We start from the raw sequence: 13,801 nt of genomic DNA, 5'->3' as shown, positions 1-13,801 counted from the left end.
GGAGATTATCCCATGCTTTTACTTTATATTCACCTAAATATGTTTTCTTTTTTCTTACCTCTCGCTAACTCATCTATTAATTTGTCTAAGTATCTAATTTCTTGCATAAGTGGTTTTTCGATTTCTTCAACTCTTATGCCACATATGATGCCTTTGATCAGTTTACGATTTGGATTCATATTTGGTGCTTCTTCAAAAAATGTTCTAAAATTAGTTTTGTTCTCTAACTGCTGATCTAATGATTCTTGACTATAACCTGTTAACCAAATGATGATTTCATCTACGTCTGCTTTTGTTTTACCTTTTTTCTCAGCTTTTGTGACGTAATGTGGATAAACATTTGATACTGGCATGTCGTATATTTTTTCATTCTTCATTATGCATCCCTCATTTTTATCTTTACTTTATTATAAAGGGTAACAGCATTTATTGACTAATTTTAATCGTTATTCATCATCTTCGTCTAAGTCTTGTAGTAAATCATTTACTTTTACGATACTTTTTTGCGTTTCATTAATGATGTCCACCTCTTGATTCAACATTTCTCCATTTAGATATGCAATAACCATAGGCAAATTCATTCCGGCATATAAATCAAACTGCTTTCCATTCATTAAAGTTTTAGAAATGACATTGGCTGGTGTACCGCCTAGTAAATCTGTAAATACAGTTACTTCTTCATCATTGATTGCTGCTAGAAATTTCTTTTCAAAGTCTTCTTGTCCTTCATCTGGTAAAAGTGCAACAGTTTCAATATTATCTTGTGGTCCTAATATCATTTCGACACTTTCTTTTAAACCTTCACACATTGAACCATGACTTGCTAAAATTAATTTTCCCATTGTGAAAACTCCTATTGATTAAATTTTCGCTAATACGCCTAGTGCAGATAATATAACCGTTACAATGATAACGATAAAGATTGCACGTGTTGAATTCATATGTTTTTTACCTAATAACCAATAAATACCTAGTACAATTGCTAATGGTAATAATTTTGGCAAGATCATATCGACATTATTTTGAATATTAACCGTTAAATCACCAATTTTTGGTTCCCAAGCAAATTGAACTTTAACCATCGTGGCGACGAGTGCTCCGACCATAAATACCCCAAGCAATGTAGCGGCATTTGTTAATGATTCAAGCTTATGTTGCATCGTTGTTACTAAAGATATACCCTCTTTATATGCAAATTCTAATTGTTTCCATCTGAAGACCATAACGGCAATTTGTGCTGCTAACCATATAAAAGCACCAAACGGATTTCCGTTAATCGCCATATTGGCAGCTAACGCCCCAAAAATTGTTGGAATTAATGAACCGAATATAGAGTCACCTACTGCGGCGAATGGTCCCATTAAACCTACTTTCATACCACTTACAGATTCTTTAGATTTAATTTGTTCTTGTTCTTCCATCGCGATATCAATACCCGTTACAATTGTGTTGAAAAAGTTACTCGTATTGAAGAATTGAGCATGTGTATGCATCATTTCTTTTAATTCTGGTGTATCGTCACCATAAATTTTGCGTAATTGTGGAAGCATAATAAATAAATAGCCAGATCCTTGCATACGTTCATAGTTCCATCCGGCTTGGAACCCTAATAAACTTCTTCTATTAATTTGTCTAAAATCTTTTTTAGTTAATTTATACTGACCTTCTGTTGTGACATTTTGTTCTTTAGGATCAACATTTTGATTATAGTTCGTCATCTTCAATCTCCCCTTCATCATCATTTTGAGAATTAGAAGTATTCATTTCTCCAGGTTGTACTGGTTTTGCTAAAGAAGTACGTTTGTATTCCATTGCAGCAAATGAAAATCCGATTAACGCAATGGCTAACATAGGTAGAGGATTGAATACCGCATCAAATTTCTTATCAAGTCCTGATACAGCTGTACCTAAACCACTCATACCATCAAATACTGTAGCTAATAATGCTGTTAATACAAATCCTAAAATGAAATACATATAATGTTTCTTAATAGGTAAGTATCTCAATAAGATTGCAAAACCGACTGCTGGTAGTACAGCTCCTGCAGTTGTTAATCCATCTCCAAGCCACTTTAAGTCAGCATTCAAGTAATTCACAACTGTTTTAACGACAGAACCACCAAAAGCTAATGCTAAGAATACTGGAATCATTCTTGATAATGCCCATGGAATAATACCTGCAATATAATAACGTTCAATTCCTTTATAATCCATTTGTTCGATTTTAGCGTCTATACGATGTGCAAAGAATGTATTTGTAAATCGAGCTAGAATATCTGTTTGAATCATCAAACTCGCAACAGGTACGGCTAATGTAGCAATTGCTTGCGTCGGTTGCATACCTAATGCAACTGAGAAAGCTACCGCTAAAATTGTACCTGAGTTCGCATCAATTCTAGATGCACCTCCGAATGTACCAACCCCTAAAATTGTTAACTGCATACTACCACCGATAATTAAACCAGTTGTTACATCTCCCATTATTAACCCTGCAATTAAACCTGCGAATACGGGTTGGCTTATTGAAGAATAAAGATGAAGCTCATCCCATATTTGATAACCCGCATATAATGTTAAAAGCAGAACTTGCCACCATAATATTTCCATAATTAAAAACCCCTTTTTGTTTAAATATTATTTAATCAATGACATGAAATCTTCACTATTATCATTTGGAACCATTTGCGAAATAATTCGAATACCTTTGTTGTTAAGTTCTTTAAATGTTTCTATATCTTTATCCGTAACATTAATCGAACGTTTAATTGATCTTGTTTCATTTGTTTGAGACATATTACCAACATTTAACTCATCAATTTTTACACCATAGTTTACAAGTTCTAAAAATTGTTCAGGTCCTTTGGCAATCACCATTAATCTTTGAGAGTCATATTTACCATTTAGTATGTTATCAGCTGCCTTTTTAACAGGTAATACACTTAATTTAACACCAGCTGGCGTTGCTAATTTAAGCCCGCTTTTATCTACTGTACTTTCTGCGACTACATCATCAATAACCATAAGTCTTGTAATATCTAGCTTTGTCGTCCACAAATTTGCTACTTGCCCGTGAATCAGCCTACCATCAATTCTATTCGCTATAATTGTCATTTAAATCTCTCCCTTTTTTGAATAAATTTAGGTTCTTTCACCAAATTAATTTCTTGGTTATATGTCCCCTCAGTATCAAAAATAATAATTTCGTTTTCCCCTTCATGAAGCAGTGCTTTTGATATATATAAGGATGCTGTTGGTCCAACATTCCAATATCTACCTATGTTCACGCCATTCACTAATACTACACCTTTCGAGAAAGCGCTTACATCAATATGCGTATTGTTTGCTTCATTTAACGTAAACACATACCTGTAAAATGCAGGTGTCCCTTCAATCCATTCCTTTTCAAAATGCTCCTTGTTTAGTTGCTCTAATTGAATATGGAATTGTTCATAGTCTTGAACAAAGTGCAAATCTTGCATTAAACCTTGTCCTAAACCTTTTCTTTGTGTACTCGCGAGCAATTTATATCCATAATTGACACGCCCCATATTTTCAACGAGTATATCGATCTGAGGTTCTTCTGAGTGTAACTCAACTTCAAAAGCATCGCCGATTTCTTGTTGATAAGCCGTATAAACATGTTTACCATCGATATACATCTTTACTCTATCTCGTGCATCAACAATTCTAAATTTTTCAACTGGTGAATCTTTGTGTATTTTCGTACGATAAAGCATGTAACCAAGTCCATCGCCCGCTTCTTCCATCGTCTCTGGATATTTAGAAGTCGTCTTGTACGATATTTCATCTAGAACATTAAACAAACTGACTTTATCTTGTAGTTGAATGTGATCCAATTCAATAAAATCTTTTATTAAAGGTTCTGATTGCTCGATATGTGGTATTTCTTCTTTGAGCATTTTCTGCAAATCATAATACTTTTGAGTCGGATTGCCCATTTCATTAAGTGGTGCATCATAGTCATAAGAAGTAATTTGAGGTAAGTCTACCGTACCTCTAGCTGAGCAACCGTTCCAGAATCCATAATTCGTACCACCATGGAACATGTATAAATTGATATGTCCTTGTTGAACGCAAGTTCTTACTTCGGCAACTAAATCATCACTTTCTCGTTTAATAATGTCATCGCCCCATCGGTTAAACCAACCATCCCAAAATTCCATACACATGAGTGGCCATTTTTTCTGAAATTCATCATGGAATGATTTTAAATTTTGAAAGTTTAAATCAGTCTTAGATCCAAAGTTTGCGGTTGGTAAAATATTATCTTCAGCCATACTGCCCGCTCTCAACGTTTGTGCCCATCCACCATCAGAAGTAAATAGCGGCACTGTTGTACCATGTTTAATCACTAAATCTTTAATCATATTTAAATATGATTTATCTTCACCGAATGAGCCATATTCATTTTCAATCTGCATCATGATAATCGGTCCATTATGATCAATTTGTAACGGCTTTAAAATTTTAAATAATTGTGTATAATATCGGTCTACTTTATCGATAAATCGTTGGTCTGACGAACGAATTCTCATGTCTTTGTAATTGAGCAACCATGAAGGTAAACCACCAAATTCCCATTCTGCACATATAAATGGAGATGGTCTTATAATCACATACAGACCTAATTCTTCAGCTAATTGAATAAAGTGTTGAATATCTTTTTCGCCACTAAATTCAAAGTGTTCTTCCCGAGGTTCGTGATAATTCCACGGAATATAGGTTTCAACTGTATTAAAACCGAGTGCTTTCAAATTGTATAACGAATGATACCAGTCATCTTTAGGAACTCTAAAATAATGAATGGCACCAGACAATATTTGAATAGGTTTATCGTCTAATAAGAAATCAGTGTCAATTTCAAATTTATGCATCTTTACACCACCTGTTCTTTGTTTATCTTATTGGAGTTGCTGTCTTCTGTATGATGTCATTGAGCGTTTTTAAATTATGAATGCCTTCACTGTTCAACCATTCTTTAGCAGCTTCTTGACCTTGTTCTTTAAGTACAACAGTTCCACCTTGCCATGTTGCACGTCCGCACAATACACCATTGAAATGCGCACCACTTTCATGTGCAAAGACAAGTGTATCTTTAAATTGTTGTGAAGTTAAGCCCCCACTTAAATATATGTAAGGTATTGAAGTTGCATTGTCTTGTTCTTTAAAATATGATGCCGCTTCATCCTTACTAAAGACATAGTCTTCTGCAAAACCTTCGACATAGTTCATATTAACGGGTGTTTCAACTTTAAGTACATCGACGTTATACTTTTCATCGCTAAATGCTTTCATCGCCTCTATCACTTTATGTGGTCTAACTTTAGCATACGATTGACCTTTTTCATCACCTATTTGATCATCATAAGTTAAGATTTCTAATAGGAACGGAATATTCTCTTCGACCGTTTCTTGTCCAACTTGTTGCACTAAATCTTTCTTTACATCATTAATATCATCCGGTTCATCGACGTCATAATAGATGAGTAATTTAATACCGTCAGCACCCATCTCTTTTAATTGTTTAACAGATAAACCTTCAACTAATCTTGGTAATCTACCGACTACTGATTTATCGTATCCAGTTTGTTCATAAGCTAAAATTAATCCAGCATCTTTAGCCTTAGCTTGTATGCCATCTTTACCATATTCAGGGTCTAATAGAATACTAGAACCACTTGGTGAAAGTGTTTCAGATACAAGCTTTTTAAATAATGCCACATTATCATCCGTTCCTTGTTCACCTAGTAATCTTTTGAGTGCACCTCTTTGGTCAACAGCAATTGCAGCGAATATCCCTTTGTCATCGACGAGTTTATTAATATCTTTATTTGTCATCCTAATTTCTCCACTCCCACTTTTTTGATTAAATCATCCACATCTTGTTGAATGATTTTTCCCGTTGCAGCTTGCATCGCATTTGAAGTACCACATGCTAATGCTGTTTGAATTGTCGTTACAGGATCTAAATCATGCTCCACACTATAAGCGATACCTGCTACAGTAGCATCTCCTGAACCTACAGGATTAACCGCATTTATATTTGGTAAAGATGCTTTGTAAATTGTCTCTTTCAATTTAATAATCGCACCTTCAGAACCAAGCGTTACAAATACATCCACATCTTTAAACAACTGATTTGTTTTTAGAATCTTGAAAATGTCTTGGTGACTTAACCCCTTTTGATTAACTAAGTCTTCAAATTCTGATTGATTAGGTTTTATCGCATGAATATGAGCATTCTGTCCTAAAATAGCTTTTAACGATTGACCATCTATATCGACTATGTTGTAACTATTCGTTAATGTATTTAAAATTTTAATCATATATTCAGTCTTTGACTGATTCATTAACTTTGGTGTGCTTCCGCTGATGGTTACAACTTTGTATTGATGGGCAATATCCGTCAATTGTTTAAGATACAACGCTTGCGATGCTTTAGATACTTCAGGTCCACCTTCAAGAATTTCAGTTTGATGTTCACCATCGTTAATGGCGATACACTGTCTTGTATTACCTTCTATATCTATAAATTGAAGTTGAATATTTCTTTGTTCGAGTTGTGTTTGAATCCATTGTCCATTCGTTCCACCTAAATAACCTGTAGCTGTCACGTCTGCACCTAAATCATCTAGAACTTTCGTCACATTTATTCCTTTACCGCCAGCATTTTTAATCATTTGCGTTGGTCTATGCACCGCCCCAATTTCAAGACTTTCAACTTGATAGCTGATATCGATAGATGGATTTAATGTATTGGTCAAAATCATTCTTCTCACCCTTTAGCTATATGAATATATTGTTACCCCTTTAACAACACGATTGATAAAGCCATCTGGACTCGGATTATCAGGATTCAAGCCAAGTTCGACAGATTTTTTACTTGCTAATAATTGACCAAACATTAAATAAATCAGCCCTATTTCAAAGTCGTTATAATCCTCGATATTCGGTATTTGTGTACTTTCATCTGAAGATTGACCATCTAAGATAAGCAACTGATACTTATCTTTAACTTTGTTCACTTCATTTAATAAGTCACTTTCATAGTCACGTTTATACGTTTCATTACTTCTAAGCAATATAAAAATAGACCCTTTCTTTAGTCCTGCTTTTGGACCATGTCTAAATCCTAATGTCGTTTCTCTAGCAATCTCAACATGACCGCCTGTTAGTTCGTTTAATTTCAAGCTAACTTCTTTAGTAAGTTCACCTAACAAACCAGTTCCTACGTAGAATACTTTTTCAAATGATTTTTGTAATGTTTGATCTGCTAGTTCTTCCAAATATTCAAATAGCGAATCTGCAGTATCATAAAAGCCATTCGTAATCGATCCATTAAATAATAAATAACCTGCGACAAGCATTGAAGAAAAGCTTGATGTCATTGCTAATGATTTATCATTTGTTTGTTTAGGTAGAATCACTTTAAAAACATGTTTTAAACTTTCTTCAGTTGCTAAATAACCACTTTTATTATTTGTGATAAATAAATGATGTACGTTATCTGATAATTGTTCGACTAAATCAATCGTTGCTTTCGTTTCAGGACTATTACCAGATCTAGCAAATGATACAATTAAATACGTTGTTTCTGAATCTATATACGCTTCAGGACTCGTCACAAAGTGTGTCGTTGGCACAGATTCAAAATCCCACTTAGGCATATGTTTCGTATCAATTGCTGTTCTTAAAATATCTCCGACATATGCTGATGACCCTGCTCCCGTAAATAGTACCTTTAACTTCCCAGTTACGTTTTCCTCTATATCTTTAATGAATTTGTCAAAATCTGATTTAATATCTTTAATAATCTCTTCTGTTAATTGCCACATTTCAGGTTGTTGTTTTATCTCTGAATATGTGTCCGTTGAGTTTAACAATACTTTCCCCTCCAATATTGGTAATGTTGTCATAACCAGTTTGTATATATAAAGACTATATTAAGTCTACTGTGTACTTATAGTCTTTACCGCTTGTAACACTCTCTGTGTACTCAATAATCTCATCATTTACAAAACTATATCTTTCTATAAACATACATGGATCATTAACATGCTTTTCTAAATGTTGCGCTTGTTCTTTAGTTATATTTTTTGCTGTTAATGTTTCATAAGCATGATTGATTTGAATATGGTAATGCGTATTTAATGTTTCATATAATGAAACTTCATTAAAATCAAATCGATCTAACCCTTCGCAATTCTTTAAAGGTAAGTAACTAGTCTCAAACACTAACGGTTTATCATTGGCTAATCTTAACCTTTTAAGTTCATACACTTCTTGAAATGATTTGAGCTGCATTTTTTCTTGAATATAGATACTTGGCTGTATTCTTTGAATACTTAACACCTTTGTACTTGCTTTGTCGCCGCTTTTTTCAACTTCATCTTTGAAACTATAAAGATTATTCATCTTCTGATTATATTGATTACCTAATACAAAAGACCCTTTACCATGTTCTCTTTGAATTAAGCTTTCCGCTTCTAAGTTATCTAGCGCTTCTCTAATTGTAATTCTGCTAACATCATATTCATCGCAAAGCTTTCGTTCTGACGGTAACTTGTCGCCTTCTTTGTATTCACCTGAAATAATCTTATCTTTAATCTTTGTGTAAACTTGATAATATAAATGTGTATTTTTTAACATCTCAATCATTCCTATTCCAACTGGTTATAACCAGTTTTAATTATAAATCATTCTCTTTAAAATGTAAACGCTTTATAAAAATGTATATTTGCACTACTCTAACTTTTAGGTCGATACGGTCTTATGCTCATAAATATTGCGACAAGAGCGAGTATTAATAATGAAGAGGCAAATATCAACGCGCCATTATAGTTATTAGAACTTCCGATAAGAATACCTGCAAAGTAAGGTGCCACAACTTGTCCGAGACTATAGATAAATGTTAGTAAAGCGACTAAATTTCTTCCTGAGACAGCACTCATAAGCTGGCCACGCGACATAAATAAAGTCGTTAAGCCTAAGAATGTCCCACCAAACAGACATGAACTTATGACTAAACTTATAATATTATGCGAAAACACTGGTAAAATCACGCCAATAATTTGAAGAATGAATGCTAAATATATCGCTTTAATAAATCCAATTTTATTGCCTAAAATAGACCATAATACACATGACGGTATTGCTGCCATACCCACAAACATCCAACTAAGGGCCGCATATTCTTTTAAATCAGGAATTGATTCAACAATCGCAACTAAGAACGTACCTGTCACAATATATCCTGCACCTTCTAACAAATAAGCAATTGAGAAACATACCATAAACCATTTTGTATATAATGTGCTATTTTGATCATTTATATGTATTGTCTTTTGTTTTAAGATAACAGGTTCTTTAATTTCTTTCATAAAGAATATAACAATAAAACCTAGTACCAATGAAGCGATACCTAAGATAATCCATGTTGATGCCCAAGTATTATAATCCGTATAAATTTGAATAAATATACTACTTGTAAAGATACCAATCCCTACACCACTATATAAAAATCCAGATAAATGAGATTTCCCGCCTTTATTTAAAGACTCGAGCACAACATTTGAAGCTAACACAAATACAGTACCACTTGTAATGCCAGCAATGAATCTTAAAATATTCCATACAAGAAAACCTTGTGTAACACCCATCAATAGAACAGAGATAATATTGATTAATAAATAAATTTTCAAATCTACGACTTTACTTTTAATAATTAAAAAGGTCGGAATCATCGCACCAATTAAATATCCTAAGTAATTGACCGTAGCCAGTAAACCAGCATTTTCGTTTGTTAAATGAGTCGCCTTTTGCATAAAAGGTAAAATAGGCGTGTACGAAAATCGCCCAATTGCCATGACAATAAATAGTGATAACATTCCTAGTAGTAATTGTTTATATGCTTTATTTGCTGACAATTTATGCACCTCATTTTCTATATTTAAACATTATTATCCTCCTCATAGTATTAATATACAAGATGAATTTATAGTAAAAAGATATGGAGGATGAGTGTGATGAGGGTTGTTGCGGGTTCTTATAAACATTTCTGGCTAAACTTGTTCGTAACGGGGCTCTTGCGAACACTTTCGCCTAAACTTGTTCATAACGGAGGTGTTAATTACAAAACTCGGCTGAAGTGTTACTATGGACCCTCTTAGTTACAAAACTCGGCCGAAGTGTTACTATGGACCTCCTTAGTTACAAAAGTCGCCTGAAGTGTTACTATGGGCAGCCTTAATTACAAAACTACTAAGAATTGTAATTACTGGTACCCTTATTTGCACTTCTCACCAAAACTGCTAATAACGCACTCAGTATTTGCACTTCTTACCAAACTTGCTAATAACAGCACTAGTATTTGCACTTCTCACCAAACTTGCTTATAAAAAAACGGGACATGCTCAATGTCCCGTTTCAAATCATTACTTTTACGCGTGTGTTCGCTTAAATCTTAAAGTATATTCTTTAAAAGTAATGAAGCATTTATTTTTCTCATCATATAATTTATATTTCAGTGAGTCTAGACATTTTTAAATTCTTTGAAAAATTTAATAGTTTGTTCTAAATCATCATTATCATCATAAATATCTAATTTACTCCCCATTTGTATTGCAAAATCAACATACTTATATGGTGGTGCTGCTAAAATATTTTTATATTCAACCAATTCATTCGTATTTATCAAATCTAAATTTATATTTAAAAGACTTGAAATTATATAATTACCTCCACAAATAGAACCAATTTGATACTCTTCATTATCATAAAGTACATTTAATATCTCAGCTAATTCATTATTACCTTTAAAATTTGAAGGATTACCACCAGTAATTACTAGAGATTTTAATGCTTTGATATCAATCTCATTGATCAGATAATCTGCATTCACTGTAAAACCTTCATGTGTTTTGACAACTTTTTGATCTGAAACTATTGAAACATCTAAATTTTTACTTCGCAAGAACTTTGCTAATAAGACTACTTCGAACAGAGAACACTCTTCAAATATTACAATGTAGTTTTTCATAAATACCTCCATTTACAATGTTCTGATACTAAATACTAGGAGACCAGTATATTCTTTGTTTTAAAACTTATAACTTATTAGAAAATTACTTTCTACATTATTGCAGAAAATTTCAAAAAATTCTGTTAATTACAATATTATTTACCTTCTTATCTTTTTCAATACAAAAAACTCTTGATAATTTTTGGCAATAAAAATATCAAGAGCTTTATTTATATTAACTTTTACGCATGTGTTCGCTTAAATCTTAAAGTATATTCTTTAAAAGTAATGAAGCATTTATTTTTCTCGTCATATAATTTATATTTCAGTGATTCTAAACTCTCTTTAATTGTTATGGTTGTTGCGTGATGTAATGGTGGTGTCTTTTCGTGTGCTTGTTCTAATTGATAGTTTGGAATTCTTGGACTTAAATGATGAACGTGATGGTAGCCGATATTCCCTGTCATCCATTGAAATACTTTTGGTAATTTATAATATGAACTGCCTTCTATAGCAGCTTTTACATAATCCCACTCTGATGATTCTTCGAAATATGAATCTTCAAATGTATGTTGAATATAAAATAACCAAATACCTAACATACCTGCAATGAACAACATTGGTAGAAATACAAGTACAAACGGAACTGCACCAACAATAAAGAAAATACCGACATAAAGAACTAGCAAGATTATATTATGCAACCAAGTGTTACGTTTTTCTTTAGCTTTCGCACCTTTAGCATTCATTCTGTTTGAAATAAACATAAGAAATATTGGTCCTAAAATAAACATTACAAACGGATGTCTATACATTCTATATTTAAATTGAGTGAATTTTGAAGCTTCATGATATTCTTCAATGGTCATGACCCAAATATCACCAATACCACGTTTTTCTAAATTTCCGCTACTCGTATGATGTATAATATGCTCTCTTCTCCACTTTTCATATGGGAAGAATGTTAATAACCCAGTTATATTTCCTAACAAATCATTGTTCTTTTTCTTACTCAAAAATGATCCGTGGCAACAATCGTGAAAAATGATAAATGTTCTAATAATAAAACCAGATGCCAATACACCACATAGGACTGATAATGACCAATGTAATTGATAACTCACCAAGCCACCAACAATAAGCGCAATTAATGGGATGATTGTGTTTATAATTTGAATTGTACTTTTCTTTAAATTGTTATTTTCAAATGGTTTAACCATTTTTCGAAGTAACTTTTCCTTTTCTTTTTCGATGATTTACACTTCCTTTTTATTCAATAAATATAAAAAAAGAAGCACTTGAATGAATCAAGTACTTCCATCTCTATTAATCATGATATAGCATATCTACAAGCTTTACAAACAAAAAATAAACCCAATAAAACGATTACTATACTACTAAAATTTATTTTATTATAATAATAAATTGCAACTTGGTCATAATAGTTGATAATAATGAATTTTACTAAAAATTCATTTCTACCTTTTTGAAAGAAATATTATTTTGATGTTCATAATCCAATTGATAAATATCAGGCATTTTCATACCTCATTCTCTCCGTAAACAAAAGACAAACCAAATTGTTATTCAACTTGATTTGTCTCTTGTTTAGGTTATACCTCTTTAATTATATTTCGATTCCTTACCACATAATATTTTTAACTGTTTCATCGTTTAATGCTTTTACGATTTCAGCTACTAATTTTACTGCGTTTAAGTAGTCTTCTTTATGAAGGATTGATACGTTTGAGTGCATATAACGTAATGGAACGCCGATTGAGATTGTTGGTGTACCTTCGTTTGCTACGTGAATACTACCTGCATCTGTTCCGCCACCTGTTATATTATCCCATTGAACATCAATGCCTTTTTCGTTTGCTACGTTTTTGATAAATTTTCTAAATCCAACGTGACCGATATTCGTACCGTCCATTAACAATACAAGTGGTCCGTTACCTAATTTCGTATCGTGATCTTGCCCTTTCATACCTGGTGTATCATAAGCAATACCTACATCCACTGCGATAGATAAATCTGGCTTAATTTTGTTAGCAGCAACTTTCGCACCACGTAAACCAACTTCTTCTTGTACAGTTGCACCTGAAACTAAGTTAATACCAAGGTCATCATCTTTAAGTTCGTTTAATACATCAACACTTAACGCACAACCGAATCTGTTGTCGAATGCTTTTGCTGTTAAGTAGTTTCCATCACCTAAAGTTTCAAACTCAGAATAAGGCGTCACCATATTGCCGATTTCAATGCCTAGACCTTCAACCGCTTCTTTATTATCAACACCTATATCAATAAACATGTCTTTAACATCGACAGGTTTTTTACGTTCTTCTGGACTTAAAACGTGTGGAGGTTTAGAACCAATAATACCTCTAATTTCTTTACCTTCATCTGTAGTAATCGTAACTTTTTGTGAAAGCATCACTTGGTTCCACCATCCACCAATAGTTGTGAATTTAATGTACCCATCTTCATCGATACGTGTAACCATAAATCCAATTTCATCTAAGTGACCCGCTATTAAAATTGTTTTAGAACCATTTTTAGCGTTCTTTTTCCCGAAAATACCACCTAGGTTATCTTCAATAATTTCATCACTTACAGGTTCTAAGTATTCTTTCATTTTAGATTTAACATTATACTCAAATCCCGAAATACCATTAATATCTGTAAGTGTTTTTAATAATTTTACTGAATCTGCCACAAAAAATCCCCCTTAAAATTAATTAACACTTTTACTATATC

Annotated in this window: 14 protein-coding genes; all 14 read right to left on the bottom strand. The window is 32.8% G+C overall.

Translation table 11 applies throughout. The features are described 5' to 3' along the window. Positions 1-29: 29 nt before the first annotated feature. The gene (locus LQ679_RS10585; RefSeq protein WP_239762701.1) at positions 30-377 is read right to left on the bottom strand and encodes a DUF2200 domain-containing protein; all 348 of its coding nucleotides are present in this window, start codon (positions 375-377) and stop codon (positions 30-32) included. Between the two features lie 69 nt (positions 378-446). Then, complete coding sequence (locus LQ679_RS10580) at positions 447-842, bottom strand: PTS sugar transporter subunit IIA (RefSeq protein ID WP_206166673.1); 396 nt, start codon at positions 840-842, stop codon at positions 447-449. 18 nt (positions 843-860) lie between these two features. Next, positions 861-1,718 carry a PTS system mannose/fructose/sorbose family transporter subunit IID gene (locus tag LQ679_RS10575; protein WP_037590374.1) on the bottom strand — a complete coding sequence of 286 codons (858 nt, stop codon included), beginning with the start codon at positions 1,716-1,718 and terminating at the stop codon, positions 861-863. Further along, on the bottom strand, positions 1,705-2,607 hold the full coding sequence (locus LQ679_RS10570; protein WP_025906947.1) for a PTS mannose/fructose/sorbose/N-acetylgalactosamine transporter subunit IIC: 903 nt from the start codon (positions 2,605-2,607) through the stop codon (positions 1,705-1,707). The genes LQ679_RS10575 and LQ679_RS10570 overlap by 14 nt, the downstream gene beginning before the upstream one ends. Positions 2,608-2,634: 27 nt before the next feature. Beyond that, positions 2,635-3,111, bottom strand: coding sequence for a PTS sugar transporter subunit IIB (locus tag LQ679_RS10565; protein ID WP_037590373.1), 477 nt, complete (start codon positions 3,109-3,111; stop codon positions 2,635-2,637). Continuing rightward, complete coding sequence (locus LQ679_RS10560; protein ID WP_239762699.1) at positions 3,108-4,895, bottom strand: glycoside hydrolase family 35 protein; 1,788 nt, start codon at positions 4,893-4,895, stop codon at positions 3,108-3,110. The genes LQ679_RS10565 and LQ679_RS10560 overlap by 4 nt, the downstream gene beginning before the upstream one ends. Positions 4,896-4,917: 22 nt before the next feature. Next, positions 4,918-5,859 carry a tagatose 1,6-diphosphate aldolase gene (locus LQ679_RS10555; RefSeq protein ID WP_239762697.1) on the bottom strand — a complete coding sequence of 314 codons (942 nt, stop codon included), beginning with the start codon at positions 5,857-5,859 and terminating at the stop codon, positions 4,918-4,920. Next, a complete protein-coding gene (locus LQ679_RS10550) occupies positions 5,856-6,791 on the bottom strand; it encodes a 1-phosphofructokinase family hexose kinase (RefSeq protein ID WP_239762695.1) in 936 nt (311 codons plus the stop codon). The genes LQ679_RS10555 and LQ679_RS10550 overlap by 4 nt, the downstream gene beginning before the upstream one ends. 12 nt (positions 6,792-6,803) lie before the next feature. After that, positions 6,804-7,904 carry an SIS domain-containing protein gene (locus tag LQ679_RS10545; protein ID WP_037590369.1) on the bottom strand — a complete coding sequence of 367 codons (1,101 nt, stop codon included), beginning with the start codon at positions 7,902-7,904 and terminating at the stop codon, positions 6,804-6,806. Positions 7,905-7,959: 55 nt separating this feature from the next. Beyond that, on the bottom strand, positions 7,960-8,670 hold the full coding sequence (locus LQ679_RS10540) for a GntR family transcriptional regulator (protein WP_037590368.1): 711 nt from the start codon (positions 8,668-8,670) through the stop codon (positions 7,960-7,962). Positions 8,671-8,768: 98 nt separating this feature from the next. Continuing rightward, positions 8,769-9,947 carry a YbfB/YjiJ family MFS transporter gene (locus tag LQ679_RS10535; RefSeq protein ID WP_239762693.1) on the bottom strand — a complete coding sequence of 393 codons (1,179 nt, stop codon included), beginning with the start codon at positions 9,945-9,947 and terminating at the stop codon, positions 8,769-8,771. 605 nt (positions 9,948-10,552) lie between these two features. After that, positions 10,553-11,059 carry a DJ-1/PfpI family protein gene (locus LQ679_RS10530; protein ID WP_196308207.1) on the bottom strand — a complete coding sequence of 169 codons (507 nt, stop codon included), beginning with the start codon at positions 11,057-11,059 and terminating at the stop codon, positions 10,553-10,555. A gap of 224 nt (positions 11,060-11,283) precedes the next feature. Next, positions 11,284-12,294 (bottom strand): Delta(5) desaturase DesA, encoded by a 1,011-nt coding sequence (gene desA / locus LQ679_RS10525; protein ID WP_239762724.1) that lies wholly within the window; start codon positions 12,292-12,294, stop codon positions 11,284-11,286. A 389-nt stretch (positions 12,295-12,683) separates the two neighbouring features. Then, a complete protein-coding gene (locus LQ679_RS10520; RefSeq protein ID WP_239762691.1) occupies positions 12,684-13,760 on the bottom strand; it encodes a M42 family metallopeptidase in 1,077 nt (358 codons plus the stop codon). Positions 13,761-13,801 lie beyond the last annotated feature (41 nt).

Origin of the sequence: Mammaliicoccus sp. I-M35 (genome assembly GCF_022386455.1) — a bacterium.
In the GTDB taxonomy this organism is placed as follows: domain Bacteria; phylum Bacillota; class Bacilli; order Staphylococcales; family Staphylococcaceae; genus Mammaliicoccus; species Mammaliicoccus sciuri_A.
This window is presented reverse-complemented; position numbering and strand designations above follow the sequence as displayed.

Coding starts and splice junctions, on each gene's coding strand:
- LQ679_RS10560 (WP_239762699.1), bottom strand. CDS start 4,895: ATGCATAAATTTGAAATTGACACTGATTTCTTATTAGACGATAAACCT.
- LQ679_RS10580 (WP_206166673.1), bottom strand. CDS start 842: ATGGGAAAATTAATTTTAGCAAGTCATGGTTCAATGTGTGAAGGTTTA.
- LQ679_RS10575 (WP_037590374.1), bottom strand. CDS start 1,718: ATGACGAACTATAATCAAAATGTTGATCCTAAAGAACAAAATGTCACA.
- LQ679_RS10570 (WP_025906947.1), bottom strand. CDS start 2,607: ATGGAAATATTATGGTGGCAAGTTCTGCTTTTAACATTATATGCGGGT.
- LQ679_RS10555 (WP_239762697.1), bottom strand. CDS start 5,859: ATGACAAATAAAGATATTAATAAACTCGTCGATGACAAAGGGATATTC.
- LQ679_RS10565 (WP_037590373.1), bottom strand. CDS start 3,111: ATGACAATTATAGCGAATAGAATTGATGGTAGGCTGATTCACGGGCAA.
- LQ679_RS10585 (WP_239762701.1), bottom strand. CDS start 377: ATGAAGAATGAAAAAATATACGACATGCCAGTATCAAATGTTTATCCA.
- LQ679_RS10550 (WP_239762695.1), bottom strand. CDS start 6,791: ATGATTTTGACCAATACATTAAATCCATCTATCGATATCAGCTATCAA.
- LQ679_RS10530 (WP_196308207.1), bottom strand. CDS start 11,059: ATGAAAAACTACATTGTAATATTTGAAGAGTGTTCTCTGTTCGAAGTA.
- LQ679_RS10540 (WP_037590368.1), bottom strand. CDS start 8,670: ATGTTAAAAAATACACATTTATATTATCAAGTTTACACAAAGATTAAA.